Below are 26,177 nucleotides of genomic sequence, written 5' to 3' on the forward strand. Positions count from 1 at the left end.
AGTTTGAGCTCATCTGAGGCTCTCCCCCTTTATCTCACCGTCCTCAGGCCTCAACCCTCTCATGACCTCCTCTATCAGCCTGAGGGACTTTCTCCTGGAGAGTACCCTGTTATTGTTCCCACAGTATGGATCGTAGATGCACTTCGGACAACCGTCCTCACAGTCGCAACCCTTCACTATGTCCAGAGCTATATCGTAAGCTCCCTCAAGTCTCCTGAACAGCAGCTTAGAGATCCCGTTTCCTCCAACCTGTGAGTCATATATCACTACGTGACCCGAGGGGTAGCTGACCCCGGAGAGGTCCGTTAGGGAAGCCCCTGCAACCACCCTCCCTGCGGCAATGAGGACGTGCTCCGTGGCGTGGTAAGCCTCCATGGAGGAGAGTATGTCCCATTCCTCGAGGGCTGGATGTTTAATCATCAACCCCTTAGTCCAATAGGAGAAGGAGATCGGTTCGTCATAGAGTTCCTCTCCCCTGGGCCTCTCGCTTTTGGAGTAAATGTCATATGTGACATATCCCGTAACGTCTATCCTCACCTTAATTCGACCGTACCTCACTGGGAGTCCTAAGACTCCCCTCGACTCTTCCTCCCTGAACTCTTGGATGTCTACCCTGTAGAGCGGTTTAGTGTAATGCCTCAAGTCCTCTTGAGCCCTCACGACTTTGGCCCTCATGGAGTTCAAGTCCAGTTCCCCTACCGTGTAAGTCCTCTTGGAAATTAGGTAGGTCGCCCCAGGGTAGAGATCGTAGAGGGCCTGAGGCAGCTCCCTCTCCCCTACCCTCTTGTCCCCTTCCCTGATCTCTACTATTGGACCGGATCTCCTGAGAGACGAGGAGAGTACGAAGTCCCTAGTCCTCTGGGTAGCGTAGAATACACCTCTCTTTTCACTTACAACCCCCGCGGACGCTAGTTCCCTCAACGCCGTGAGCCACGGTTCCTTCAGCCTTGAGGTTTCGAGGGCAACCTTCTCCAGGAGCAGGGCTGCCGCATGGACCTTGAGAACTTCCGCGTTACTGTTGTCGAAAGTTATGGGGGTGAGCCTCCTGGAGAAGAACTCGTTGGGTTTCCTAAGGAAGTAGGAATCGATGGGATTATCGCTGAGGATAGTGAAGATGAAACCTACCTTGTTTCTCCTGCCTGCCCTCCCTGCCCTCTGGATGTATTTAGGGTAGCTAGGGGGATTTTCGGCCATTATGACTGCGTCTAAGGCCCCTATGTCTATGCCCAGCTCCAGTGTGGGGGTTGCCACTACGCCCTCCAGATCCCCACTCCTCAATCTCTCCTCCACCTCCAACCTTTCAGAGGTGGGTATTCCGGCCCTGTGGACTGCCATATTGACCCCATACCGCTCTGACATCTTAGCCAACCTCTCTGCCATCTGTTGAGAGTCCACGAATACCAGAACCTTCAGTCCCTCCCTGATCAACACTGCCGACAGAAACGCAGATATTGTCCACCTGCTGACACCGTTGGTTGAAATTAGGGAGTGGATAGCCATACCTCTCCTCCTGGGCATTCCCGTTATCACTTTTCCCCTCACCCCGAACAATTCCTCTATCAGAAGGGGAGAGATCTCCACTGTACCGCTGGCTCCCACCAAGTGTATGTCACCGTCTATTTCCCTTGCCCTATCCACTATCCTTCTGAGGTGGGAACCCAGTACACCCTCGTAAACGTGAATCTCGTCTATCACGAAGTGCTGGGACGATCTTATGAGGTCCCTGAACTTAGGGCTCATGGCCATTCCCAAGTGCATCATGTCTGGGTTAGTTATCAACAACTCTGGGGGGTTCGCGTATACCCTCTCCCTATCCTTGGTTTTGGTGTCCCCGTCGAGCACCTCTACCCTTATTTCAGGTAAAGTTGAGATCAAACCCCTGAGTCTGGCCAGTTGGTCTCTAGATAGAGCCTTAGTGGGATATATCAGCACCGACCTCTCTCCCTTGAGAGCTAAATCCAGGAGCGGAATCATGAAGGCCTCCGTCTTCCCAGTGCCGGTTCCGGAAACTATTACGACGTTCTCCCCTTCTCTGACGGCCTTGAGGGTCTCCCATTGATATTTGTAGAGCCTCGTTATTCCGGCCCTCTCCAGACCCTCTATCAGCCTCTTGTCTAGGGACAGTTCCCTTACACTGGGGCCGAGATCTGGATCTAGCGTCGTCTCGGTGTAAACGTGAACCACAGACGAATTGAAGAGCTTAAGTGACTCTGTAACCTTCTCCAGTATATCCATTTTCCTTTTATATCGTCCCCATCACTAAATAAAAACATGTCAGAGGTAGTGGATAACGAAAAGGAGCTAAGTTCCCTACTGGACAGGGAGGCCGGTAAGAGGAGGATAAGCGTTGTTATCACAGGAGTTCTCCTAGAGAGATGCATACCCATATTTCAGAAATACGGCTACGCCGTAATAGATGGTGAGGACTTGCCGAACGGATATTTCAGGATCACAGCAGAACTGAGGAGGACCTAGACCGTGGTGCACTCAAACAGAGCCGTTGCCAACAGTTTCAGTTAAACGAAGTTTACATTTCATATATGCTAAATCTTCGATGAGACCGGTACCAGATGTAGTGAGATATACCGAAGAGGTGACCACACGAGGTGTGCGGGTTCCCCCATCAAGTCACTCTGATGGGTGGGGTCATCCCGCTAATGGGGAGGAGGTGGTATGAGTCGGGTTCGCCCCACGACTCCGGTGAAGCCCAAGAGGCTGAGGGTTGATAACAAAATGAAATCCTATGAAGCCCAAAACCTCATCAAAACCTAGTGCCTCCTCTATTTCCTCAATGCTGACGCTCTCCCTTCCTGCCACACCTTAAATATTGTCTGTAACACGTTTACGTAACTATTCGTTATTTTTAATTACTTCTAATCCCTTTAATGCTATTAAGTAAGCAGAGGCTGTATGCCTATCAAATCCCTTCTCCCTCATCACCTTGTCGTGATCCTCAGAATTTGTAGTACCCTTAGGATTAACTAACACAACGTTAAAACATAACCTAAGTGCTTTAATAACACCGTGAGTTAACAATTGCTTCTTAGCAAAACGCGAAACCTTCCTATTACCGCTCTTACTCCTAGTAAACTTCCTCTTCTTAACTAGGAACAAGTCCTCAAAGATAACATAATCAACACCAATCCGTGATAGGAAATTAAGAGCTTGTGAAAGAGCATTCAAACGCAAAGCCCTAGCTTTCCCTTTAGGAAAACCCGGTCTAGTAACATCTGAATACCGCCACGTCTTATTAGCAATAATTTCACCATCCTCGCTAACCACAACAACGTTCAACCTATCACTATTTAAATCAAAACCAGCAAACAAACCGTAACCCACAGGTTTTGGTGAAGAGAAGTGCTTTAAATAAAGCCAAAGTGGGATTTGGAGGTGAATCATAGGGTAATGCTTGAAACTTACTACAGCACCGTAACCCTCCTCCTTCCTTCGAGATTACTCCTCTAGCTCAGAAAGTAATGGTAAGTACTCCTTGCCTAAGTACGCCTTCCCGTGAATCCACTTACCCCATGGGTCTTTAACTTTAATTTCCACGTGGTCTTCCAAAACGTGAAACTTAATCCCCCTATTACCATTATCGCTTTTGTTACCCCTACAAGCGATCCACCTCTTTTTAATCTCAACCTTACTCCCTTTATTCTCAACTAATGCTAAAGCCTGCTTATAAGCCGTTTCAGCGTAAAAGGCGTAAGGGATGATATTATACAACTCCTTAACAGCATCATTTAATGAAACTCCTCTTAAAGCTAAGTTGATCCCAGCCTTTACAGCCTTTGAGTGAGAGTAAGCAATTCTAGCTACCTTACCCACGTCCTCGAACTCAACCCTACCATTTATAGTCACGAATTGGAAGTTTTCAATTGCTTCCTTAGAACCAATTAGCTTACTCCTCATCATCTGGTAGGATAACAATTACAATCACCTCCTTACCGTATAATTCCTTCCCCTTCTCCTTGAGCTTTGAGGGGATAGTTATACCATATCTCTTATTCCCATACTTATCGGTGCCATAACTTGAGACAGTTGATTTGAAAACTATTTGCTTCATAAGAGTGTTAGAAGCATTAAAATTTATAAACTTTTATGCTAACATTAGAATAGAGGGTGCCACCATGAAGTCGATGAGCAGTCGCGAGGTGGAGGAAGGCACCCAATGAAACTCCCCATGTCCTTGAAGGGAGTGGTTTAACTACCGCTCCCGTAGACGGCATGGAGAGGGAGAAGGAGTGATGAGGCTGAGTGATTAATAGTCACGAAAAGTGACTATTAGTCACGATGAAGGCTGAACTCTACATTAATTTTCTTATAATCAATGATGATCTTCCCGTTACTGACGCTCACTTCCACCTTGCTCCCTTCTCTTAAGTTTAACAATTTCTAAACCTCTTTTGGAATCACAATTCTATACCTTTATCATCAACAATGAATGTGTATCCCACAAAATATTTTGTATTCCCACTCCCTTAAAATTTACTGACTCTTGCCGATCCTTGTGGTTCCCAAACATCCTTCATTATAAGTTAATAGTAACTCCAGTTCCTTTTTTCTTTGATGAATGGAAGTTTAGTGTTCTCTGCCTTATCTCTCACGAAGATAACCAATCCCCCCAAGAGAGTCTTGAAGGTCATGAGAAGGGAGGACATCTCGGAGGAGGGAACACCAAGATACGAGTACTTCAGGGGGGTCGAAGGAGACGTGGTGTTGGACATGACCGACATGAGGGGGATAGAGGACATGGGAGATAGACTCAAGGTTCTTCCTGGAACACCGTGGTCTGACGTCATGAAGCACTCTGTTGAAACCTTTGGCCTCATGGAGGCCTCTGTGGGAGGATCTGTAGCGTTTAGTGACGCAGGTTTCGGTTTTAACGAGTTCGGCCCCATATCCAGGAGAGTGGAGGTGGAGGCTATGTTGAGCGGTCAAACCTACGTGGGTGAGTACAGGGGAGGTGTAATACTCTCGGTGACCCTGAGAAAGGATCCAAGACCGCTGGAGTACAGGAAGTTGGAGAGAGACTTTGAGTTCCTTATCCAAAGGGTGAGGTATTGGTTCTCCTACAGTTTACCACCATTTAGAGACGTGACCGTGATCAAGAACGGTAATAAGGCCACGCTCTACGTTGCCTATCCAAAGTCTAGGGAGGCTTTACTCTCAGAGAAATTGGAGGGTATGACACCTACTAGCTCCTACTCCTTTGAACTCGGTAACTACAGGTTTCGGTACTTCGGAGAACTGAGGACAGAATCACTCTCTGGGACCCAATTTCCCGACGCAGAGAAGATCTGCCTATTCGTGAGAAAAGACGTTACAAGATTCGTAGTGCTGTCCAGCACCCCTCTGGACTTTCCACAAGGAGTGGTCCTATATCCGTATTCCACTGAAGGAAGGACGGACCTATTCCAAGGCTGTATACTATGCGGAAGGTGTGTGAGCGTTTGTCCTCACGGTCAACAGAGAGGAAATAAGGACTACACCCCTCTAGGATTTTTCATAGCCTCAGTTAACGGACGAGAGGAAGAGTACGCTAATTGCCACATGTGTGGTAAGTGTGATGAGGTTTGTCCGGCTAAGTTGGACATAGTGGGAAGGTTAAAGGGGAAAGCGAAGTTGAGGTCCCATGAGATTGACGTGGTACTGAACTTTCCCGCCAAGAAGGTCATACTCCTCACCCCAATCTCTCGGGAGTTGAAGAAGGAGTTGGTGGATGTCCTGAACCTCCTGTCCTCACTGGGAATGAAGTTGGGTGTACTTACCCTCAACGTTCCTCTCGAGAAGTTGGTTAAGGGCGAACTGGAGTTATCCTTGCCTCAGGAAGTGGAACAGATTTACACCCTCACTCCAGAGGAAGCCTATTATCTGGTGCAACTGAGGAGCAGGAGGGTCATGGACGTTAGCTTCCTTTACGACGAGTTGCCGGAGCCCTTGAAGAAGAGTGTTACAGACAAGAGAGTGCACAGGCCCTGTTTTTACAAGGGTAGGACGAAGGGGGAGGAGAAGTGTAGTTTTGCTCTCCTTGAATTGGTCAACGGAGAACCGACATCCACTCCTTCGGTAGGGGCTGAGATCACGCTCTGTCCCTTAGCTGGAAAGAAGTTGGGTATCCCTAGCTACTTGGACGTGATTACTCCTTCAACGGAGGGTAAACAAGGGGCAAGAGGCGTTAGTGATGAGATATTACGGACATTCAAGGAGAGAGAGAAGGTCATGAAGGACATGGAGTGGTATGAAGGGTTGGACGATACCCTCATTCAGGATTACGTTAGAGGCCTACTAAGGGGTGTTCTGAAGGGGAAGGGAGTTGGGGACCTGATATCCCTTTACCTAGGGTTAGGAGATCTCTTCAAAAGTTCAGAAGAGGAGTGGTTGCTCAAGATAATTGAGGAAGAGGTAAGACGTGAGATAATGAATTGACTTATTCTCGTCGAACCAGATAAATTAAATGTGGAGATTCTGGAATAACTAGTTTCTCCATGGCCAGGGAAACGGCGTCTGGCGAGCCCGGCAGCATGAATATCACCTTCCCCGCTATTACACCTGCGGAGCTTTTGGACAGAAAAGAAGCTGGACCCACTTTTGGATCTGAGAGGCTTAGGGCTCTGAAGACTTCCCCAAATCCTTCAACCTCCCTATCCAATATTCCCCTTATCGTCTCTACCGTGATGTCCGACTTAGTGTAACCAGTCCCACCTGTAGTGACTATAACATCTACGCCCTCAGTTAGGATCGCGTCTAATACAGCCTTAAGTATCCTTATCTTTTCGTCTGGAACTAACGTATATCCCTTAACCTCATGGCCGTTCCTTATCACCGCCTCCTTGATTCTATCGCCCGACTCATCCACAACTACCTCCCTCTTGCTCATTCTCTCGAACCTGGACGTACTCACGGTTATGACGAAGAAGCCTAACTTCTTAGGTGCTCTCTCCCTGTGTAACTCGTGGGCATGAGTCATGAGTAAAATTTTCCTGACAAGAAATAAAGGGTTTCTTCAATGTAAAACGCTGAGGAATTTATCCTTATAGCAAGGTGAGACACTTTCCTGGGACTTCAATGTTAGCCGAGCTCTTCCACATGACTCCATCATTACTAACATTTACAAATTCCTTATTATCTCCAATCTCCTAAGGTTCATAATGAAAAGGTACTTTGATCTGGCTGTGAGCATGATACACGGCATCTCCGGACTATTGGTCATTGTGACCCTACCGATTTCGGTGTTGGTTAGCTTTGGAAGCAAGGCGACCGTTCCTTCCACGATAGGCCTCCTCCTCGCCCTGTACTTCATCACTGGGTTGGGGATGGTGTATTCCACCTTTAGGGCAGTGGAAGAGGGGGAGGGCTTTTACGAACAGGCCAGGGCCAGGATATCCCAATACATAGAGTCACAACCGGTAAACACTCCACAGTACCTCTATGGTTATCAGAACCTCAGGCTTCTACAGGGGAAGAGGAGGGATGAGTTGAAGGTTCTCATTGTTTTAATTCTCCTCTCAGTGGTTAACCAGGTACCTATCCTTAACGTATTACCCATGGTTTACTACCTCAACAGGACGGTCTCGAGGTTGAGAGCCTTGGCTTTAACCTCTTTCAATATGGGTCTCCCAGTCAATCGCGAGGTTATGCGTGACAACCTGGCTCTCGAGGTGTTGACCATAGTCACCAATGGAACTACACTTGGCTTGATGACAGCGAGAGTTCACTCCATGATCCTAGCTCTAGGATCCTCACTTCCTCAGCCAAGTCCAGGTCTAAGTCAAGGAACTCCCTCCTACGGATGACCGTTCCCTCAACGTAAAGCTTAGTCCCTGGAGGTAGCTCCGAGTACCTGCTCCTGTAACTGGTAACTGTGACCTCCTCTCCGTCCAGTCTCCCGAGGTACTTCAGAGGCAAGGAGTACGGTTTCACTGACTGGGTTATCACTACTTCTCCTCGGACTCTCGTCAACCCGGAGGCAGGAGACGGATCTTCACACCTCACTATCTTAAAGGTGTAGGGAATCCCCATGTAAGTTCCCTCGGTTAACCTGTAGGCCTTCAGGATAGCAAAGTCGGTCTCCAGAAGCCCTTCCACCTCTCCCTTACTGTAATGGAACAGTGGTGACGTCAATCCCGCTCTCCTGAGGTTCCTGAGTGTCTCCACGTTCTCCTCAGACAAGGAAAGTACGTCCATATCCGTTCCATTACCTGCGTACAGGTAACTCCCCGTGACCCCTGCATCCTTGAAGAACGTGAGGAAGTCCCTCAGGACTCCCCTAGGCTTTACCTCAAAGGGGTTCAACACCTCGCTTTCCTTAAGGGGTACCAGGGGAACCTCGAAACCTATCTCTTCCACAAACCTCAGGTACTGGGGGAACCTCTCTCTAACCAGCCTCATTCCTTCCTTCAAAGTTTTGACTTTCACCCCGTTCACTAGCCTGGGGAGAGCCACGGCATAACCCTCTGGGTGGTAGCATCCCTTAACCGCCCACACCCATCCGGCGTGTCGCAACATATAGCCCTCGAACACCAACCTTTTATTCCACCTCTTTCGGTGATGTTTCCGTTGAAGTTTATAATAGTTGGCGGGGGAATCCTGGGTAGCTCACTATATCATTTACTCAAGGAGGCTGGGCACGAAGTAAAGGTCTTCGATTCTGGGAAGAGGAGAGTGTTTCCAACCCTAATACACTCCCTCCTCCTGAAGGGGAGGGACGTTGAGCTGGCCAAGGAGAGCCTGGACTTCTACAGGAGAGTAGGTGTTCCCATGAGGGAGTTGCCGTCAATAACGTTGGGACATGTACCCCAGGATCTCATCACGCTATGGGAGGGCGTCGGCGTTAAGGTTGAGGAGAAACATGTGGAGTGGTTGAGAGCCAGGGGATTGTATGCCAAGGGAGGTGACAGGTTAGTGTCGATTGCCCACTTGATCCATAGTACGCCACACGTGAAGGCTGAGGTCTCAGTGGACCCAGAAACCTTCACCCTTAGAGCGAATGGGAGGGAGGTGAAGGGAGACGTGATCGTAATAGCTGCAGGGGCGTGGAACCCTCAAACAGTCCCCGTGAGCAGCAAGAGTTACTATTGCTGGGCCACTTTAGCCCTCTTCGGAACCAGTGAGGTGGGAAGTCATATAATCTATGACTATGAGAAGGGTTTCTACTCAAGGCCCCTCTTGGGATTCGGAGGAAACCTCGCCATAGTAGGTGATGGAGACGTCATAGAGTCCCCTCCAGGGAGGAGGATCTGCGTTAACTCAGCAGATGTGCTCTCTAGGGTTAGGGAGAGACTAGGGAGATTGGCACCCCTATACACGGCGGGTGAATTCTGTGAAGGAACTCCGGATATGAGACCAGCCTTCGGGAAACTTAAGGAGAACGTATACTACGTGGGGGGTCTTAACGGATACGGAGCAGAGGTCGGACCGGGGATAGCCAAATTGCTAGTCGACTTCATTCTTAAGGGCGAAGAGAACAAAGAATATTCTCTATCTAGGTTTAATGGGCTAAGGGACTTTCGGTTGGGAAGAGAGCCCCACGAGATCTAGACCGAAAATCCTCAGGTGCTCGTTGACTGAGCTGGGCGAAAAAGGATCTACGTTCAGGTGAGACCTCTGTCTCTCTTCGCACACCTCACAATCGTATCCTATCCACGCTCCCAGGAATTGATCCCCTTCGAAGTACTCTACCGCCCTCCAGCCTCTGAAGTTCAGCAGAGCGTTCACGCCTTCCTGGTTCATTAAGGGAAAGACCACCATGTCCTCCAACTTAAGGAAGGAGACCTTCAATCTCCCCAGGTTCCTGGGATCTATCAGTACTGAAGTAGGGCCGTACATCGTCGGGTGGTCTGAGACCTTCACGATCTCTACCTCACCCTCAGCGTTAGTGTAGACCGCGACCCCCCTGTGATCCTGGAAAAGGTCCCTTAGGTATTCCCACGAGGGGTTCCTCACTCCGGTCAGCCAAGATATCATGAAAAATTGATTTAAACGGCCCGACCCATAAAGTTGTTGTGTGATGAAGTGACGGTTTACTGAAAGCCCGTGAGGAACGTTTCCCATAGCTGAGTGATCCGCATGAGAAGGCAGTTCGAGGAACAGCTGAGAGGTATCATGGAAAGGCTCACTGAGACCAGTGAGAGGAATAGGGATCTTGAGGAAGTGTACAGGAGACTTGTATCACTCAGGATATCTAACGCTCATCACGCCTCCTTGGAGCTAGTAGTGGCCAATCACTTCCTCTCGAGAGGATATAGAGTGTGGGTTGAGCACGAGAAGGACGGATTGATCCTGGACGTCTACTCTCTGGGCGATAGGGAGGTGGGAGTTGAGGTTGAGACTGCTTTCATACCCCCTGAGGTCTTGGATCGCCCTGAAGATTATCTGACAGCTCGGCTCACGGTTAAAGTTGCCAGATACGGTAAGTCGGTTCAGGATTTTTACATAGCCGTCCCCTCTTATGTCTTCCCTCCGCTTCCGGCCGTATTTCTCAAGGCCCCAGAGGAGAGGGACGAAGAGGAACTCAGGTGTTTGTTTAGATTGGTGAGGAGATTCCACAATATACCGGGCTTAGACCTCAGGTCGTTGAAGGAGGGTAGACTTTCTGGGCTACTCTCGGTTAATCTATCCTCGCTATCCGTCTCCTCGCTGGATGTGGCAGTCCTGTCGAGGAACTCAGAGGTTGACTGTCCCTAGGAGGAAGAGGAAGGAGATGAAGGACACTGTTAGGTTGTCATCAACGAAAGGGATTAGCTCTGCTGCCGTGGCCACAACTCCAGCGAGGAATCCTGGAACGGAAAGAAGGAAGAAACCGAGTGGAGCTGAGAGCAGGAACATCCCAAGGGACCCCCACAGTCCCTTGAATCTCCTCCCATAAACGTAGTTCCTTATGATTCCAGTGATTCCGTCACCGAAGGACATGAAGAGGAGAGGGAGGAGGGCCACGAAGAGGTGCCTGTCTCCAAGGTGCCAAAAGTTTGGATAGAGTACCCACGAGATCAAAAGGATCGTCCCGAAGGAGAGAGAGAAAAATATCTCTCCCATGTTGTCCCTCTCTTGAAACCACTCCAACGGCTTTGTCCTCCTCCTGGTCAGGAGAAAAATAGCCATGGAATAGGAGGAGACGATGATCACGAGGGGGGAGGAGAGGACGAAGGGGGAGACCACTGCCACCACCCCACCTCCAGCCATGTGAATGAACTTCCTAGCCACGTAATTATTCGTTGACCTCTCAACAAACTTTGATAGTTTCAGTGTAACTACTCCGACCCAGGCTACGAGGACGAGGCCCCACAGGAGGTCACTAATGGTAATTAGCATTCACGAGATAGAGAGACCTGAAGGGTTAAAAATGTGAGCAGGATTCTCCTCTCTAGAGGTACAAATAAAGAAGGGGAATGTCTTGAGGATGTTCAGATACTCTTTGAGGAACGGAGAGCTGTACCCGGACGAAAATGGCGATGTGACGGTTTTCGTGGAGAATTGGAACGTTACTGGATTTCGCGGGGGTGAGAGACTTGCAGGGCTCAACTTTCACTTGGAGCCAGAGGAGATGAGGATCCTTGAAAGGATCAGGGAACTCACTCGACTAACTGGGATTGAGGTCGACCCTCTTCCAGCCTTGGCTTACCCTGGAAGGGCCAAGGGGCTCATGCTCTCCAAGACGCTAGGCTGGCTCTTCGAGGAGTTCGTGTATAACGTGATATCAAAGGAGTTCAAGGTGGAGAGACAAGTGAAGAGACTGGAGAGTCTCCACAACTTCACAGGAGAGAGATTTCACAACAGGCCCGATTTTGTGGTGAACGGCAAGGTCGCCCTGGAGGCTAAAGTCTCATCCCCAAACTACCGACAGTTACTGGAGTACTCTAAGTCCTATCGGTTCGGGGCCCTGATCATGCCCTTCTCAGGAGGTTTCGCGGTTCCACCTGGATGGAGGTCTTTCACCAACTTTGTCATAGACCAATCCCCTCTCCTGAAGTGGTTAAGGGAGATTTTACTTGTGTAAGTAAATTGGTACGCTAGTCCGAGTTAAACTTTTAACTTATTCAAGTAATAGACTTCATGGAATTCGGCACACCCCTCGTAGGAAACGCTAAAAGGATAATGTTCCTGGGAAGTGGAGAGTTAGGCAAGGAGATGGTGATAGAGGCTCAAAGGCTTGGCATGGAGACCGTTGCTGTAGACAGATATGATCTCGCACCAGCCATGCAAGTGGCCCACAGGAAATATGTTGTGAATATGTTGGATGGAAAAGCGTTGAGGGCATTGGTGTTGAGGGAGAATCCGGACGCAGTTGTAGCAGAGATAGAGGCAATAGACACTGACGCCCTCATCGAGTTGGAGGAGAACGGGGTCAGAGTAATACCCAACGCGAGAGCCGTGAAAACCTGTATGAACAGGCTAGAGTTGAGGAGAACTGCTGCCGAGAAGGTAGGAGTTCCGACCACAGAGTATAGGTTCGCTGAGTCAGCAGAAGAAGCTGAAGAGGCGTGCAAGGACGTGGGACTTCCTTGCCTTCTGAAGCCCGAAATGAGCTCCAGCGGACACGGTCACGTTCTCGTAAAGTCCATAGATGAGGTTAGAAATGCCTATGAGGAATCGGTGGCCCACGCTAGGGGAAAGGGGAAGAGAGTCATCGTCGAGGAATACGTGAAGGTAGACACTGAACTCACCGTGTTGACGTATAGGCATAACTTCAGGGGAAGTGTGGAGACCAGAACCCTAGAGCCCGTGGAACACAAGAGGCCCAGCTACTACTACGTAGAATCGTGGCACCCATCTAAGGTCAGCAGCGAGATCAAGGAGAGGGCAAAGGAGTACGCGGTTAGGGTGGTGGAGGAGCTTGGTGGAGTTGGAATATTCGGTGTAGAGATCCTCGTGTCGGGGAGTAGAGTCCTCTTCAGTGAAGTGTCCCCCAGGCCTCACGATACCGGCCTAGTGACCATGGCGAGCCAGGACATTAGTGAGTTTCAGATACACGTCAGGGCTGCTGCGGGCCTGCCTATACCATCGGTGAAATTGGTCTCGCCCGCCGCTGCTCACGTAATACTGGCGCAAGGTGAGACGTGGGCCCCCACATATCTTAACTTGGAGAAAGCTCTGGAAATACCCGGAGTTCAGGTCAGGTTGTTCGGAAAGCCAAGCACTTACGAAAAGAGGAGGATGGGACTCGTCCTAGCTGTGGGAGATAACGTGGACGAGGCGATAGAGAAGGCAAGGAAAGCCTCTTCAATGATCCTAGTTAAATGATGACTTGCTGTTAAATTGATCCGAAAACCCCTTTCAAAAGGGACGATCTCTCACTTTCTGCGACCCTTATCCGTGCCCTTAAGATTCAGGAATCGTGACTCCGGTTACCGCGAAGATCTGTAGAGGCTCAGGCTAATTGGCTATTCCGTTCTATAATTTCAGATCTCTATCCTAGTCCGTGTATATCCCTCAACTTTTTGACCACTTCCCTGACCCTCTCCATGACGAAAGCCGAAGACGAGGTGAGACAACAATCGTGTAGGGACTCCACCTCCATTGGATCTATACCAGAGAGCTCCGCAGTCGAGATAGTCCAGACCCTCGCTGTGGCATCGTAATCATACCCTCCTCCTCCTAACATGAGTATCTTCCCAGTCGATTTATTGTGGGAAAATGAGTGGATCCTCTTTATCACCTCGAGGTACCCCCTGGTGCTCAGCTTCAGCCCCACTAAAGGATCGCTCATATGGGAGTCTCCTCCCTCTTGGATTACAATGATGTCTGGTTTGAACTTCTCTAAGGCCGGTATTACCACGTTGTCGAAGGCGTAAAGATACGCGTCATCGCCTGTACCTGGGGGGAGTGGAACGTTAACTGTAAGACCTCTCCCCTCTCCCTCCCCTATCTCGTCTATGTTTCCAGTCCCTGGGAAGAAACCCCTATGGTACATATGAAGAGATACCTTCAAGGACTTGGGATCCTCGTAAAGTAGGGCTTGCGTTCCGTCCCCGTGGTGTCCATCTATGTCCACGACTGCCACCCTCCCTAGGAGTTTCTCAGCCTGCTTGACGGCTATGGCGACATCGTTAAATACACAGAACCCGGAGGCTGCGCTCCTCTGAGCGTGATGGAGACCTCCCCCCAAGTTAACGGAGTGGTCATACCCCCTGGCTAGAAGCCTTATACCCGTGACGCTACCCATAACCCTCATCAATGCGCTCTCGTACACCCCTTTGAAGGCTGGAGTATCGCCGTAATCTAAGAGCCCCTCACCCAGTTCACTCATCGCCCTCACGAAGTCCACGTACTCAGGAGAGTGAACCTCCGTGAGTATATCTTCCTCCGGCGGATCGGGTCTCACGACTTCAACAACGTGGAAGAATCCCCTCTCCTCCATGTACTTTCTTGCCATGCTCTCCCTGAGGGACTTAAAGGGATGGTCTCCTGGGAAGCTATAGTTCAGATAGAGGTCATCCCAAACGAAGGCTGTCCTGTGCATCTCTAGTAGGTTTTAATAATTCAAGTTAATAAGGAATCTAGTATGAGTGCCTCGGAACTCACGATAAGTCCAGCCCTGGTAGCTGGGTCAAACGATAGGCTGAGAGACGTCATAAATAAGATGAGGGAGACCAATCAGTGGGTCGTCCCGGTGGTCAAGGAAAAGAAGCTTGTGGGCCTACTGAGCTTCAAGGACTTAATAAGGAGGAGAGTGAACCTTGAGACCAAGGTCATCAACGTTTCCTCTCCCGTAATCTCGCTTTCACCCAACGACGACTTCACCACAGTTGTAGTGAAGTTTTACACAACTAAGGCCAGAGCGATCCCAGTGGTTAAGGGTAACAGGGAATTGGTTGGAATAATAACCAGAGAGTCCCTCTTGGATTACCTCCTCAAGTCCGGACAATTGACTTCAGGAAAAGCGAGGGAGTACATGAGTTCTCCCCCGGTGATCCTCTCTCCAGAGGACTCCGTTGCCAAGGCCAGGTGGATCATGGTGAAGGATAACATAAGCAGGATTCCGGTCGTCGAGAAGGGAGTTGTTGGTATAGTCACATCAAGGGATATAGTTAACGCCTTGTACTCTCCCCTGAGCGAGAGGAAGAGGGCCTCAATACTCAACGAGGAGGAGAGGATCATGGCAAGCCCGGTGAAGGAGATCATGAACTCTCCTGTCATAACTGTGTCCGGAAACGATAGCCTGAAGTCAGTGGCTGAGAAGTTACTCAAGAATAGGATATCTGGTGCACCTGTTCTAGAGGGGGACTTCGTGGCCGGGGTCATAAGCGGAGTGGATGTGATAAGATCGCTGGAGTCTAAGTTCCAGCTTTCAATGCCGATTCAGGCCAAACTCACCTCAGGGCTCAGAAACCAAGACCTTAAGGCACAGTTGGACGGAGTGTTAGAGAGGTACCTCTCCAAACTCGAGAAGTTCACGGACGTGAACAACTTCAGGGTTTCCTTCAAGGAGGAGGCCAGTAGTCAGGGGAGGACACTCTATAAGGTCACCGTAAACCTCAGCACGAAGATAGGGAACTTCGTCGCCAACGACAGCGACTGGGATCCGGTGGCTGCGGTTAAGAGGGCCGTGGACACGCTGGAGCAGAGGTTGGTCAAAAAATTAAAGAGAATTCAGGAGAAGAAGGGTGATAAGGAAGAGGAAATTTGAAAATAGCAGTGGTTCAACCGGCATCCAGGGAGTCGGCTCTGCGTAACACCGAGAAGGCACTGGAGGATGGCTCCCAACTAGTTCTCCTTCCAGAGAAGTGGGTTCAAACATTAGAGGAGTTACCAGTTGCTGAATTTCAGAGGTTAGCGACTAAGTACACCGCTTACATAATACCCGGGGCTGTTGAGGACGGCGTATCGGTGGTCTCTCCCATAATCACTGGGAGAGGCAGAATCCTCGGCTTGGCCAAGAAAATCCACCTTTTTGGAAACGAGAGGGGCAGATTGATTCCTGGGGACAAGCTGATCACATTTACGCTAAACGGTGTAAAGATCGGTGTGGTCATATGCTACGATCTGGACTTCCCAGAGATAGTTAGAGCCCTTTTTCAGAGAGGAGTGGAAGTGCTTCTGGTTCCCTCGAAAGTGAGGAGGGACGGCATAGACAGGTGGAGAGACTACGTGAGGATGAGGGCTCTGGAGAACAGGATCGCTGTAGTTAACGCAAATGCCGTCCAAATCCCGGACTTCTTGGGGGGGAGTATGGTTGTAGTCCCCTATAAGAGGGATTCCATAGTCGACGTCACTGTGCTTGGAGAAATGAAAGAAGAGGACGGCTACATGGTGGTAGACATAGACCCCATGTCATACTTTCACATCAGGTTGGAGAGACTCAGGGAAATACTTCCCTTCACAGTGGAGTCGTTGGACGAGAAAACAGGAGATTCTCTTTAATTGTAGTGAAGATGAAAGGAGCGATTGGGCTTCTCTCACAGTACTTACCTGTGCCGTAAGCTGCCCTCTTCAATCACTCTTGAATACGCCACGGGCACCCCTGCTGAGGAATCATACACGGGCACCCCCAGATCATTGGGGCTAGTGGAGGGAAACATCACTATCCTCTAACAGAAAGGTTAGCTTAAAAGTTTCTATATTTATACACTAAATGTATTTATACTTCTGTATAACCAGGAAAATAGGACTTAAGTTTAGACAAAAAGATTTACATGAAAATTAAATAAAAATGTTAACCGTCTCCTCGATCGTCATCTCCTTGATCGTCGTTCCCATTATCGTGGTGGTGTCCGTGATGTTCGTGATGATCGTCCTTATGTACTACTCCAGGATGTATTATGAGAAGCGGCTCGTTGTTAACGTTGAGGTCCCCACTGGGATTTTGGGACACTTGATATACTATCGTGATGTGAACCTGGTAAGTTCCATTGCTTAATTGTAATACGGCAAAGGGATGATCAAGATCGATCGTTATGGTCTTGTTACCTATATTGATTATTGCCTTGAACTCGCTGAAGTCCTTCTTTAATTTCTCCAAATGAAGAAGCATAATGGTGTAGTTATCTGTCTTGCTCAAAGTCACTGACGCGTTAACTGTCACGTTCCCCTTCTCTCCTGGGGTCAGGTTCCCTAGGTTAATGTTTGCAGGTACGATGGTTATGTTTCCTTCGTTGGTGTTGATTATATGATATGTTATGTACGCCAGGGGTCCGTATCCCGCCACAGAAGATGCTGCCACTGCGGTGGAACCGACGAGTAACGCCACGAGAGCTAGGTATGCAGCTTTCATTTCGTGTTCACCGATGTGTCCTTCTACATTCCTCTATAAATATGAGTGGTTCCAGTCTCGGTGTAAAGGGACTGAAACAATGTATTTAACTTCGTTTCACTAGCTGGAATATGTATTCTTCGATATAAATTGAAGAATTACCCTGTACTAATATTTATCAGATGTAATAAAATTCTGGAATTACACTGGAAAAAATAAAAACTAGTGGGTTTCCGTTTAGCCATGGAACCCACTTCACTGAAGAGATTCTTAGAAAACTCCTCATTTAGGAGTTCAGCCGCGAGGGCGGAATCGCTCGCCAAAGAGTATAACCTAGTTCCCTTAGTCAGCTTCTATCTGGAGGATGAGTTGCTCAAGAGGCTCATCCGCTCATTGGATAACATCCTCAAGGATCTCTACTCCAAGCTCAAGTATGACAGGAACATCTTCGTGAAACAAGCCACTAAACTTTTGGGAGGTAAAGAGTTGGAGGTCGTGGAGTTTCCGTACTACGCTGTCCCCCTCTCAGAGATCTCAAAGATCGCTTTCGTGGAAAATAACGTGATTCCTCCCAAGGTCTTGGTGAAAGAGGGTACTTTCAGACTCACCTTCCTTCCCTACGAATCCTATTCCCTCATGGAGGACGCGGTGAGAAGACAGGGGGAGGACGACATTGTAGTGGAGTTCAGGGATGGGGCAGTCCTTAAGATGGAGAAAAGGAGGAACATATTCATCGAAAATAAGTCAGTGGAGGCCTTGGGTAAGGGGAGGGTAGTTCTGAACCTCGTCCTGCCTTCATCTCTAATCGTCTTCTCTGCCGTTGTTGCCATGAACGTACACCCTTGGGAGAACGTAGTGGAGCTCAGGAGACAGGACGAGGACGTACAACTGAGGGTCTTGGAAGGTTCAGCTTCCGCCGATGAGGTAATGGAAGGGAAGACTCTCACCCCCAAGACCAAGTCGGAGATATACTACGATTTCAAAAGAAAGTCCGTCCTACCTCAAGAGATGATAGAGGCTTTGGCTGCTAAATTCTCGTGACCTCCTCCATCCTTATGGGGACATGGTTTATCTTCCTCTTCAGTAGGTCCTCCACCGCAGCCGTGACTGCAGCTGCGGCAACTCCCACTGGAATCTCACCTATCCCCTTCGCTCCCATGGGGGTGTAGGGCGACGGTGTGGGCACTATGTTCACCTCTATCTCAGGTATCTCTACCGCCGTCGGCATGTTGTAGTCGGAGAGGTTCAGGGTGAGAGGTTTTCCCTCCTGGTACACGTAGGACTCATACAAGGCTATGGATATCCCAGTGTAGGTTCCTCCAGTGACCTGTTCCTTCACTAAGTCCTCATCCAGGGGAGTTCCGGGGTCTATGTATACGACGTGTTTCACCGGTAATATCTTCCCAGTCTCCTCATCTATCTTGACCACTGACACGTCGCAGGCGAACGGATACGCATTGAACCTCGACTTCCCTTGGAGGGTGAAGGTATATCTGGCCTCCTCTTGGAACTTCGTTATGGGGATCCTCTCTCCCGTCGCTTTCACTGTGAAGTGACCGTCGTGATATACCACCTCACTCCCTGATTCCGCCTCCAACTTCGACCTTATCTTCCTCACCAGCTCCTCTGTGGCCCCCTTTATGGCTCCTGCCATGAAGACTGCCATCCTGCTTCCACCGGGTCCGAAGCTTCCCTGTAACCTGGACGAGTCTAGCAACTCCACCTCCACGAGGTTCTCCCTCACCCCCAGCATGGAGGACACTAGTCTGATGGCGGTGTGCTCGTTCCCTTGACCCTCAGGTCCGTAACCTATCCCGACGATTACCTTGCCTTCCCGAACTGAAACGCTCACCTCCTCCTGACCAGACGGGGTACTGGGATCTGTGGAACAAGCAATACCAACCCCGAATCCCTTCTCCCGTAATGAGAACAGGTCTTTCCTGGAGAGTGCCATATCCAGTAGAGCAACCGGGTTACCCGAGTCGTAGAAGGCATAGGGGGCTTCGTAGGGGAACTCCTTGATAAGGTTTCTCCTCCTGACCTCCTCCCTAGTTAAGTCCAGTTCGTCTGCCACCGAGTCCATAATCTTCTCAAGGGCCCAGGTATGGGGAGGGGTACCAGCTCCCCTGAAGGCTCCAGGCGGGTTCTTGTTAGTTGCGACTAGGTTCACGTCGTACCTTATGTTCTTGATGGCGTAAGGCCCGGCCAGGATACCGGTGGGTTTGAAGGCCTGACCTCCCGAGGTGGAGGCACCCACATCTTCCCAGACCGTGAGGTCCAACCCGGTCACTGTTCCGTCTGCGAGAAAGGTAGCTCTGGCCTTGAACTTCCTCTCTGGTCCGGAGCTGTTTGACGCCATTAGGTGTTCTGTCCTGTTCTCGACCCACCTGACAGGCACCCTGTACTTCCAGGCCGCGAACGCTAGTATTACTGCGTAATTTAACGCAGAGAACTTTGCCCCGAAGCTTCCCCCTTGCCTCACGGGCTCAGTGACCACCCTGAGGTTCAGGGCTCTGGATATTTCTCCAGCGAGGAAATTCGGTGCTTGCATATTAGAGATGACCCTGACTCCCCAGGCCTCAGGGTACACTGAGACGACGAAGGTCTCCATTGGGTTCCCTGAGGATCTCGACCAATATAGATCCAGGTTGACTTCTCTGTCCCCTGAAGGTATCCTGCCGTACTCGAAGGTCTTCTTACCCACCACGTTCGATCCTAGCTCCTCGAAGATTAAGGATACGCCGCTCAACGCCTCCTCTATGTCGTTTACTGGCTCCAACTCCTCGTAGTCCACCTGTACCTCCTCAGCCAGGTCTTGGGCCCTGTAGGGATCCTGAGCCAGGACTAGGGCTATGGGTTCTCCAACGTACCTCACCTTATCCGTTGCCAAGGGAGATTTACCCAGGGACGATCCCTCCCTGTCCCTCGACTCAGCCTCTCCTACCACCATGTCTCTCCCAGTCAGAACCAAGGCACCCCCCTTCGTAGCGCCTGATACATCAATACTCCTTATTCTCCCGTGGGGTATCTGACTCCTGACGAATGCCCCGTAATATCCAGAGAACTTGAGGTCATCCGCGTAGTTTCCTTTTCCCAAGAGTAGGGGAAGAACGTCTAGTCTTCTCATGTGGAGGATTTAGCGAGGCTAGCTAAAAAACCTCTCAGCCTCTCCGTAAGCGCCTTAAGATCGCTTACCCTCCTGTTGAAGCTCTCTCCTCCCTGTGGCCTCGGGTGGAATTCACCATGCAATCTCTCAGCGTTCAGGAACTGAACCACCACGGAGCCGTCGTTGAACTTGTAGGCCAAATACTCAGCGAGAGAGTAGTAGTCCTGGTAGTTCTCCAGGCTAAAACCGATTAGCTCGGCCACAGCCCTCATGATGTAACTTAGCGACTTCCAATAGGACTCCCCTGCCTCCACTAGATCCCGTTTATCCCTACACTCTCATTTCAATCATTTTATGTTCATTCATGATCGAGTGTAGGGACTTAGCCCTCAACCACCTACTTACGGTAGGTGGGTCATGGGACTCCTTCGAGCCCAACGGCACGGGGCTCACATCTCTGCAATCACTCCCACCCTTTTGGGCATAGCCCACATCGGTGTGGGAGGTCATTATTTATCAACGAAAATTCGTTATAAACAGTTATAAAAAGATTTCTATTAACGTGAGAAAGGATTCAGCCCGTCCTCTCTAGTCTCTCCCCCTCCTCCATGAATTCCTGGCTCAACCTGACCAGAGCTTCCCTCCTCACCTTAAACTCCAGGTATTCCAGTACCATGTCGCAGAGGAGATCCGACACTGTGGATCGCTTTCCTTCAGCTCTCTCCTCCAATATCTTGTATATAGATTCAGGTAATGTTACCTGTCTCATGGTAAGGAAATACGCTCTACAACCTAAAAGCTGAACACCAAATAGTCATGATTAATCCGTTTTATCAATTATGTTCATGTATAAATTTAAGCATTCTCGTACGTGTTTATAATCATGGGTAGATTCACTTTAATACCTACTGTAGCCTATTATCATTAGAGATTTATGAGGATTAGTTGGGAAATTGGAGGCCCACAGGGGACTGGAGTGGACACCTCTGCTAACATTTTTGGGGCGGCAATAGCAGCTGCCGGATACTACATCTACGGAAACAGGGAATATTACTCTAACATCAAGGGGCGGCACAGCTACTTCAACCTCACCATAAGCGACAGAAGGGCAAGAAGTATCTCCAGTACTGTGGACATCCTGGCCAGCTTCGACGCCGAGACCGTGTTTCAGCACTTTCAGGAAGTGAAGGGAGTCATTATATATCACAAGGGAGTGAAGGGAACCAGCATAGAGAGAGTACAAAGTATGGAGCCCGAGATCCAGGAGAGATTGACCCACTTCCTGAAGTCTCAGGGCCTAGGAACCACAGTAGCTGACGCGTTGAAATATGCAGAGTCAAAAGGTGTGAAACTAATCGAGCTGGACTACGACGAGATAGTGAAGAAGACCGCTGACGCCGTGGGTGTACCCATGTCGGTTGCGGAGAGGGCAAAGAACACTGCTGCCATAGCGGCCTCCTACGCTCTTCTCGGACTGAGGAAGGAATACTTCATGGACGCTGTTAAAAGGACCTTCAAACAGGAGACCTTCGTCAAGATAAACTCCATAGCCACAGAGCTGGTGATGAGTACCGTAAAGCCCATGTTTCAGCTGAGGGAATTACCTAAGACCGGGAAGAGGATACAGGTGGATGGAAACACCGCTGTGGCCATGGGGAAGATATACGGAGGTCTAAGCTTCCAAAGCTATTATCCCATAACTCCGGCATCAGATGAGAGCGTCTACATAGAGGCTCACCAGGAAGTGATGGCCCTTGACCCCGAGACTGGGGATAAGAGGAAGAGGCCCATAGTCGTGGTGCAGGCCGAGGACGAGTTGGCTGCCATAAACATGGCAAGCGGGGCAGCCCTGACCGGCGTGAGGTCAGCCACTGCAACCTCAGGTCCTGGCTTCTCACTCATGGCCGAGGGTATAGGATGGGCCGGGATGAACGAGGTTCCAGTAGTGATCACGTACTACATTAGAGGCGGTCCGTCTACTGGGCAACCTACTAGGACTTCTCAGGCTGACCTACTCTTTGCCATGAACGTTAGTCACGGAGAGTTCCCCAGGATCGTCATCGCTTCTGGTGATCACGTGGAGGCCTTTCAGGATGCTATATGGGCCTTCAACCTGGCAGAGAGGTATCAAACACCTGTTATCCATCTTGTGGAGAAGGCTATTGCTAACGCTTACAGTATATTTGACGTCTCGGAACTCAAGTTGGATTCCCTCAGGGCGGAAAGAGGCAAGTTGGTTGAGTCACCTGATGGTGAGTTTAAGAGATTCAAGTTCACCGAAGACGGTATATCCCCAAGGGTGGCACTAGGAAAGGCCTACGTGTTCTACACAGGAGACGAGCACAACGAGATAGGACATATCTCTGAAGACTCCGAGAACAGGACGAAAATGTATGAGAAGAGGATACGTAAACTAGACACCGCAGATAAGGAAATACCCGAGGAGGAGAGATTGAAGGTGTTCGGGGATCAGGACGCCAAGGTTGCCGTGATAACTTGGGGTTCACCTAAGGGTTCAGTGTTAGACGCCGTGGAGCAACTTGAAAGTGAGGGAACCAAGGTTCAGGTGATTCAGTTGAGGATGTTCAATCCCTTCCCTAAGTCCCTGACCAAGAAGCTGTTATCTGGGAAGGAGGCCATAATAGACATTGAGGGTAACTACGAGGGTCAGGCTGGACTCGTGTTGAAACTGAACACGGGTATAGAACCAACTCATCACATCCTCAAGTGGAACGGTAGACCCATGGCCTGGGACGAGGTCTACACCGGGTTGAAATCCGTCCTGAACGGACAGAGGAGGGTGATCTTAAATGGTGGTGCCTAAGGTCTGGGTTCCCGAGTGGAACGACTGGTGTCCTGGCTGTGGTAACTTCGGGATACTGAACGCAGAACAACAGGCAATAACGGAGCTAGGCCTGACCCATGAAGATGTGGTGGTGGTGTCCGGGATAGGATGTTCGGGCAAGACTCCACATTTCTTCAGGCTACCCATCTCGGGAGTCCACACGCTCCACGGGAGGGCCCTGACTTTCGCCACAGGGATAAAGCTATCAAACCCAGAGCTGACCGTAATAGTCAACGGAGGAGACGGCGATCAGTTGGGAATAGGCGTGGGACACTTCGTGAGTGCAGGGAGGAGAAACGTAGACATGCTGGTTATACTCCACGACAATGGTGTCTACGGTCTCACAAAAGGTCAGGCCTCCCCCACCCTCAGGAGGGGCGAGAAGACCAAATCGCTACCTAGGCCAAACGTCAACGATAACGTCAACCCCATAGCCTTAGCCATATCCTCTGGTTTCACCTTCGTCGCGAGGTCTTACGCCTACGACGTTAAGCACCTGAAGGAGTTGATAAAGATGGGAATAAAACACAAGGGCCTAGCGTTAATAGACGTATTACAACCCTGTCCGACCTACAACGACATCCACACAAAGGAGTATTTCGACAAGAGGGTCTACAAATTAGACTCCGACCCCTCATGGGATCCTGTCGTGAGGAAGCCAGAGGAGGAAGGAGAGAAGATGTCTAGGGCCATCCTGAAATCCCTGGAGTGGGGGGAGAAGATACCCATAGGCCTGTTCTATCAGAACGAGTTAGTTCCACCCTATGAGGAGAGGATAGCGTCCAACGCTCCCAGCTATAAGGAGAGGACACCAGCGAAGACCAAGATAGAAGCTGAGGGCAAACTCCTGACCCTGTTGGACGATATCCTAAGGGAGAAGGAAATCTAAATTTTTTATTTTACTTGGACTCATTCAACTATATGTCGTTACCTCAGGAATACTTTCTGAACTACAGGGGGGAAAGGGTCTTCACGATCCTCCTAGGGGGCTCTAAGGAGAGGGTCTATCTGTACTATCCTAAGGCCGACATGGTGTTCGTCGTAGAGGGAGGAGAACCCAAACTCATGGAGATCGTTGAGGTCATAGGCTCCGCCCCTGCCGGTCTCAAACTAGCGCCTCCCAGTGAGACGTGGGAAAAGGTGAGAACTAGGGAGGTCACCTGGTACGTTCTAGGGAGGGAGATCAAGGCAGACAACATCTACCTGGTCTTGGAGAGCGATTCCCAATTCAGGAAGGTCGAGGAGACCTCCTCTCCCAACAGGTTGAAGTACTACGTCCTGAAGGATCAGGATCCCTGGGAGTTCAGGGATTGGTGTTGTGTTCTCATAGCCTCCACGAAGGACAGGGACGTTCCCCCTTCCTTTAAGAAAGTCCGTATAGGGGAGTTAATCTAGAGTTATTCTTAAATAGTAGTTTCTATAAAATACTCTCATGGACGAAATCGTAAGGAAGAACTACAGGGCAGAGCTGTTCGACCATAGGTTCTACTCATCCTTAGCAGAGAAGGAGGAGTCGCCGAAGGTCAAGGACGTCCTCTCAGAGCTGGCCAGAGGAGAGCTGGAACACTCGAACTTCTGGAGGAAGGTCGCCGAGAGGAGAGGGGTGAGGCTGGAGGGATTGGGGATAAGAGACAGAGTAAGGTTATTCCTCCTGTCCAAGCTGAGGAGAGTAGTGGGACTCACCGTAGTGTTAAAGATCGCTGAGTTTGGAGAGGAGGAGGACGCGGAGAAGTATTACGCATTGTCGAAAGCCGAGGGGTTCACTGACACAGAAAGGAAGGGGCTGGAGGACATAATGATGCAGGAGCTAGTCCACGAAGACCTCCTGATCCAGACGCAACTAGACGTGAATAAGGTGAGGGACGCTATCTACGCCGTTAGCGACGGTCTCATTGAGGTCTTGGCGGCGGTGTCGGGTCTAGCTGGGTTGTTCCCTTCACCCCTCTTCGTCGCTCTAGGAGGGCTGATAGTTGGGGTATCTGGGATGATCTCCATGAGTATAGGGGCGTACCTCTCTTCGAAGTCCGAGGAAGACATCAGGAAGAACGCCGAAAGGAAGGCTAGGTTGAGGAGGACGCTTGAGGGGAACATGGTCGAAGAGAAGAGGGAAGAGCAGTCCAGGGCAGAGGAGAGCGTCAGGACTACAGCGATATCATATATACTCGGCGCCTTGATTCCAGTTATCCCTTTCTTCCTTGGGTTAGAGGGGTTAGCTGGGCTCCTATCATCATACTTACTAACTGGAGGAACAACTTTTGTGGTTGGAGCTTTGATAGGCCTTCTCAGTGACGTTTCCCCTTGGAGAAAGGGAGCAGTGATGAGCGGTTTAGCCTTAGCTGCAGCTCTCGTAACCCACGGACTGGGCCTGCTGGCCCACACAGCAGGGCTCTGAAGGTCACGAACATCTCTACCTTCACGGGGATTTTACGGGAGACCCTACCGTGAGGCCGAGGACCGATTGCCTTTCCCTCTGCGGTTTCCATCAAATTTCCTAAAGCCGATGTCCGGCTTTCTTCCAATCAGGTAATAGACCCTGAATTTTAGGGAGGTTCAAAAACGATTATCCACTGAGAAAATTGAAGCGATCCACAAAGTAGCTGGGGCGATTCAGGGCTCCTTTGCAAATTGTAATATCTCTGTTGATTTGGACTTATTCAATGGAGGAATTATTGAATATATTTGACCGTTTCACGAAGAAATAAGGAACCTTGTAATATTATTACAAGGATGAGATAACAGGTCGAGAGGTTGTAGTTGAGGGCTATGGCCCGGGCGATCTGGAGTATCCTCCAGGGGGAGTGGCACTTGCCGAACCTCCTCCTCTCCAGGAGGGAGTTGAAGGACTCGGCCAGGTTGTTCGACCTGAGGAGGGGCCAGAGCTCCCTGGGGGCGAGGAGGTAGGAGAGGAGGGGAGAGCCACGGGTGGGGACGGACTCGGCGAGGGAGAGGAGGAGGTCCAGCAAGACCCTAACCCTCCTGTCCACCCTCCGTTTGAGGTGGACCAGGCAGGTCTGCCTCGCGACCTTGATCCCGGAGCG

27 protein-coding genes and 2 pseudogenes are annotated in these 26,177 nt (G+C 50.0%); 14 read left to right on the forward strand and 15 right to left on the reverse strand.

Annotated elements, in window-relative coordinates:
• Positions 1 to 9: 9 nt before the first annotated feature.
• A complete protein-coding gene (locus tag METMK1DRAFT_RS06070; protein ID WP_009071794.1) occupies positions 10 to 2,235 on the reverse strand; it encodes a DEAD/DEAH box helicase in 2,226 nt (741 codons plus the stop codon).
• 36 nt (positions 2,236 to 2,271) lie between these two features.
• Between METMK1DRAFT_RS06070 and METMK1DRAFT_RS06075 the strand changes: the two genes are divergently transcribed.
• On the forward strand, positions 2,272 to 2,475 hold the full coding sequence (locus tag METMK1DRAFT_RS06075) for a hypothetical protein (protein ID WP_009071796.1): 204 nt from the start codon (positions 2,272 to 2,274) through the stop codon (positions 2,473 to 2,475).
• A gap of 148 nt (positions 2,476 to 2,623) precedes the next feature.
• On the opposite strand, the gene cas5 is transcribed toward METMK1DRAFT_RS06075, so the two are convergent.
• From cas5 to METMK1DRAFT_RS18170, 3 genes and pseudogenes are all read right to left on the reverse strand, one after another.
• Positions 2,624 to 2,740 carry a CRISPR-associated protein Cas5 gene (gene cas5 / locus METMK1DRAFT_RS20025; RefSeq protein WP_155812353.1) on the reverse strand — a complete coding sequence of 39 codons (117 nt, stop codon included), beginning with the start codon at positions 2,738 to 2,740 and terminating at the stop codon, positions 2,624 to 2,626.
• 110 nt (positions 2,741 to 2,850) lie between these two features.
• Positions 2,851 to 3,912, reverse strand: a pseudogene (locus METMK1DRAFT_RS06080) (hypothetical protein).
• Entirely contained in the window at positions 3,902 to 4,066 is a 165-nt protein-coding gene (locus tag METMK1DRAFT_RS18170; RefSeq protein ID WP_009071800.1) for a hypothetical protein, read from the reverse strand. The pseudogene METMK1DRAFT_RS06080 and the gene METMK1DRAFT_RS18170 overlap by 11 nt, the downstream one beginning before the upstream one ends.
• A gap of 503 nt (positions 4,067 to 4,569) precedes the next feature.
• Between METMK1DRAFT_RS18170 and METMK1DRAFT_RS06085 the strand changes: the two genes are divergently transcribed.
• On the forward strand, positions 4,570 to 6,429 hold the full coding sequence (locus METMK1DRAFT_RS06085; RefSeq protein WP_009071803.1) for a 4Fe-4S dicluster domain-containing protein: 1,860 nt from the start codon (positions 4,570 to 4,572) through the stop codon (positions 6,427 to 6,429).
• Position 6,430: 1 nt separating this feature from the next.
• Here METMK1DRAFT_RS06085 and METMK1DRAFT_RS06090 read toward each other — a convergent pair whose 3' ends face one another.
• Positions 6,431 to 6,970: a MogA/MoaB family molybdenum cofactor biosynthesis protein gene (locus tag METMK1DRAFT_RS06090; RefSeq protein ID WP_009071805.1), complete on the reverse strand. Its 540-nt coding sequence runs from the start codon at positions 6,968 to 6,970 to the stop codon at positions 6,431 to 6,433.
• Positions 6,971 to 7,151: 181 nt separating this feature from the next.
• Here METMK1DRAFT_RS06090 and METMK1DRAFT_RS06095 point away from each other — a divergent pair, with 181 nt between their 5' ends.
• On the forward strand, positions 7,152 to 7,796 hold the full coding sequence (locus tag METMK1DRAFT_RS06095; RefSeq protein WP_009071807.1) for a hypothetical protein: 645 nt from the start codon (positions 7,152 to 7,154) through the stop codon (positions 7,794 to 7,796).
• On the opposite strand, the gene METMK1DRAFT_RS06100 is transcribed toward METMK1DRAFT_RS06095, so the two are convergent.
• The gene (locus METMK1DRAFT_RS06100; protein WP_245544591.1) at positions 7,687 to 8,523 is read right to left on the reverse strand and encodes a hypothetical protein; all 837 of its coding nucleotides are present in this window, start codon (positions 8,521 to 8,523) and stop codon (positions 7,687 to 7,689) included. The two genes, METMK1DRAFT_RS06095 and METMK1DRAFT_RS06100, sit on opposite strands and share 110 nt — an antisense overlap.
• 27 nt (positions 8,524 to 8,550) lie before the next feature.
• Between METMK1DRAFT_RS06100 and METMK1DRAFT_RS06105 the strand changes: the two genes are divergently transcribed.
• A complete protein-coding gene (locus METMK1DRAFT_RS06105; RefSeq protein WP_009071810.1) occupies positions 8,551 to 9,540 on the forward strand; it encodes an NAD(P)/FAD-dependent oxidoreductase in 990 nt (329 codons plus the stop codon).
• On the opposite strand, the gene METMK1DRAFT_RS06110 is transcribed toward METMK1DRAFT_RS06105, so the two are convergent.
• On the reverse strand, positions 9,499 to 9,966 hold the full coding sequence (locus tag METMK1DRAFT_RS06110; RefSeq protein WP_009071811.1) for a hypothetical protein: 468 nt from the start codon (positions 9,964 to 9,966) through the stop codon (positions 9,499 to 9,501). The two genes, METMK1DRAFT_RS06105 and METMK1DRAFT_RS06110, sit on opposite strands and share 42 nt — an antisense overlap.
• Positions 9,967 to 10,068: 102 nt before the next feature.
• On the opposite strand from METMK1DRAFT_RS06110, the gene METMK1DRAFT_RS06115 reads away from it, so the two are divergent.
• Positions 10,069 to 10,686: a hypothetical protein gene (locus tag METMK1DRAFT_RS06115; RefSeq protein WP_009071813.1), complete on the forward strand. Its 618-nt coding sequence runs from the start codon at positions 10,069 to 10,071 to the stop codon at positions 10,684 to 10,686.
• Here METMK1DRAFT_RS06115 and METMK1DRAFT_RS06120 read toward each other — a convergent pair.
• A complete protein-coding gene (locus METMK1DRAFT_RS06120) occupies positions 10,666 to 11,310 on the reverse strand; it encodes a hypothetical protein (protein ID WP_009071814.1) in 645 nt (214 codons plus the stop codon). The two genes, METMK1DRAFT_RS06115 and METMK1DRAFT_RS06120, sit on opposite strands and share 21 nt — an antisense overlap.
• An 88-nt stretch (positions 11,311 to 11,398) precedes the next feature.
• Here METMK1DRAFT_RS06120 and METMK1DRAFT_RS06125 point away from each other — a divergent pair, with 88 nt between their 5' ends.
• Both METMK1DRAFT_RS06125 and purT read left to right on the forward strand, forming a co-directional pair.
• A complete protein-coding gene (locus METMK1DRAFT_RS06125; protein WP_009071817.1) occupies positions 11,399 to 11,995 on the forward strand; it encodes an McrC family protein in 597 nt (198 codons plus the stop codon).
• A gap of 56 nt (positions 11,996 to 12,051) precedes the next feature.
• On the forward strand, positions 12,052 to 13,239 hold the full coding sequence (gene purT, locus METMK1DRAFT_RS06130) for a formate-dependent phosphoribosylglycinamide formyltransferase (protein ID WP_009071819.1): 1,188 nt from the start codon (positions 12,052 to 12,054) through the stop codon (positions 13,237 to 13,239).
• Positions 13,240 to 13,405: 166 nt separating this feature from the next.
• Here the strand turns inward: purT and METMK1DRAFT_RS06135 are convergent, their stop codons facing one another.
• Positions 13,406 to 14,458 (reverse strand): acetoin utilization protein AcuC, encoded by a 1,053-nt coding sequence (locus METMK1DRAFT_RS06135; protein ID WP_009071822.1) that lies wholly within the window; start codon positions 14,456 to 14,458, stop codon positions 13,406 to 13,408.
• 42 nt (positions 14,459 to 14,500) lie between these two features.
• Between METMK1DRAFT_RS06135 and METMK1DRAFT_RS06140 the strand changes: the two genes are divergently transcribed.
• Together METMK1DRAFT_RS06140 and METMK1DRAFT_RS06145 are read left to right on the forward strand one after the other, a co-directional pair.
• Positions 14,501 to 15,625 carry a CBS domain-containing protein gene (locus METMK1DRAFT_RS06140; RefSeq protein WP_009071824.1) on the forward strand — a complete coding sequence of 375 codons (1,125 nt, stop codon included), beginning with the start codon at positions 14,501 to 14,503 and terminating at the stop codon, positions 15,623 to 15,625.
• Positions 15,622 to 16,359, forward strand: coding sequence for a carbon-nitrogen hydrolase family protein (locus METMK1DRAFT_RS06145; protein ID WP_009071826.1), 738 nt, complete (start codon positions 15,622 to 15,624; stop codon positions 16,357 to 16,359). Before METMK1DRAFT_RS06140 ends, METMK1DRAFT_RS06145 begins: the two co-directional genes overlap by 4 nt.
• Positions 16,360 to 16,651: 292 nt before the next feature.
• On the opposite strand, the gene METMK1DRAFT_RS06150 is transcribed toward METMK1DRAFT_RS06145, so the two are convergent.
• Entirely contained in the window at positions 16,652 to 17,209 is a 558-nt protein-coding gene (locus METMK1DRAFT_RS06150) for a hypothetical protein (RefSeq protein ID WP_009071828.1), read from the reverse strand.
• 222 nt (positions 17,210 to 17,431) lie between these two features.
• On the opposite strand from METMK1DRAFT_RS06150, the gene METMK1DRAFT_RS06155 reads away from it, so the two are divergent.
• The gene (locus tag METMK1DRAFT_RS06155) at positions 17,432 to 18,229 is read left to right on the forward strand and encodes a hypothetical protein (RefSeq protein WP_009071829.1); all 798 of its coding nucleotides are present in this window, start codon (positions 17,432 to 17,434) and stop codon (positions 18,227 to 18,229) included.
• On the opposite strand, the gene METMK1DRAFT_RS06160 is transcribed toward METMK1DRAFT_RS06155, so the two are convergent.
• The 4 genes from METMK1DRAFT_RS06160 to METMK1DRAFT_RS06175 all read right to left on the reverse strand — a co-directional run bounded on the left by METMK1DRAFT_RS06160 (position 18,216) and on the right by METMK1DRAFT_RS06175 (position 21,063).
• The gene (locus METMK1DRAFT_RS06160; protein ID WP_009071831.1) at positions 18,216 to 20,315 is read right to left on the reverse strand and encodes a xanthine dehydrogenase family protein molybdopterin-binding subunit; all 2,100 of its coding nucleotides are present in this window, start codon (positions 20,313 to 20,315) and stop codon (positions 18,216 to 18,218) included. The two genes, METMK1DRAFT_RS06155 and METMK1DRAFT_RS06160, sit on opposite strands and share 14 nt — an antisense overlap.
• On the reverse strand, positions 20,312 to 20,608 hold the full coding sequence (locus METMK1DRAFT_RS06165) for a hypothetical protein (RefSeq protein WP_009071833.1): 297 nt from the start codon (positions 20,606 to 20,608) through the stop codon (positions 20,312 to 20,314). The genes METMK1DRAFT_RS06160 and METMK1DRAFT_RS06165 overlap by 4 nt, the downstream gene beginning before the upstream one ends.
• Before the next feature lie 16 nt (positions 20,609 to 20,624).
• Entirely contained in the window at positions 20,625 to 20,804 is a 180-nt protein-coding gene (locus METMK1DRAFT_RS06170) for a hypothetical protein (protein ID WP_009069394.1), read from the reverse strand.
• A 64-nt stretch (positions 20,805 to 20,868) separates the two neighbouring features.
• Positions 20,869 to 21,063, reverse strand: a complete 195-nt coding sequence (locus tag METMK1DRAFT_RS06175; RefSeq protein ID WP_009071835.1) for a CopG family transcriptional regulator — start codon at positions 21,061 to 21,063, stop codon at positions 20,869 to 20,871.
• Between the two features lie 165 nt (positions 21,064 to 21,228).
• Between METMK1DRAFT_RS06175 and METMK1DRAFT_RS06180 the strand changes: the two genes are divergently transcribed.
• Genes METMK1DRAFT_RS06180 through METMK1DRAFT_RS06195 form a run of 4 tightly spaced genes read left to right on the forward strand, consistent with a single transcriptional unit; the run spans position 21,229 to position 25,531 of the window.
• Positions 21,229 to 23,118: a 2-oxoacid:ferredoxin oxidoreductase subunit alpha gene (locus METMK1DRAFT_RS06180; protein ID WP_009071837.1), complete on the forward strand. Its 1,890-nt coding sequence runs from the start codon at positions 21,229 to 21,231 to the stop codon at positions 23,116 to 23,118.
• Positions 23,105 to 24,028: a 2-oxoacid:ferredoxin oxidoreductase subunit beta gene (locus tag METMK1DRAFT_RS06185; protein ID WP_009071839.1), complete on the forward strand. Its 924-nt coding sequence runs from the start codon at positions 23,105 to 23,107 to the stop codon at positions 24,026 to 24,028. The genes METMK1DRAFT_RS06180 and METMK1DRAFT_RS06185 overlap by 14 nt, the downstream gene beginning before the upstream one ends.
• 32 nt (positions 24,029 to 24,060) lie before the next feature.
• On the forward strand, positions 24,061 to 24,534 hold the full coding sequence (locus tag METMK1DRAFT_RS06190) for a hypothetical protein (RefSeq protein ID WP_009071841.1): 474 nt from the start codon (positions 24,061 to 24,063) through the stop codon (positions 24,532 to 24,534).
• Between the two features lie 37 nt (positions 24,535 to 24,571).
• On the forward strand, positions 24,572 to 25,531 hold the full coding sequence (locus tag METMK1DRAFT_RS06195; protein WP_009071843.1) for a VIT1/CCC1 transporter family protein: 960 nt from the start codon (positions 24,572 to 24,574) through the stop codon (positions 25,529 to 25,531).
• A gap of 274 nt (positions 25,532 to 25,805) precedes the next feature.
• On the opposite strand, the pseudogene METMK1DRAFT_RS06200 reads toward METMK1DRAFT_RS06195, so the two are convergent.
• A pseudogene (locus METMK1DRAFT_RS06200) lies at positions 25,806 to 26,177 on the reverse strand (IS256 family transposase); the annotation flags it as partial.

The organism is Metallosphaera yellowstonensis MK1 (genome assembly GCF_000243315.1).
Taxonomy (GTDB): domain Archaea; phylum Thermoproteota; class Thermoprotei_A; order Sulfolobales; family Sulfolobaceae; genus Metallosphaera; species Metallosphaera yellowstonensis.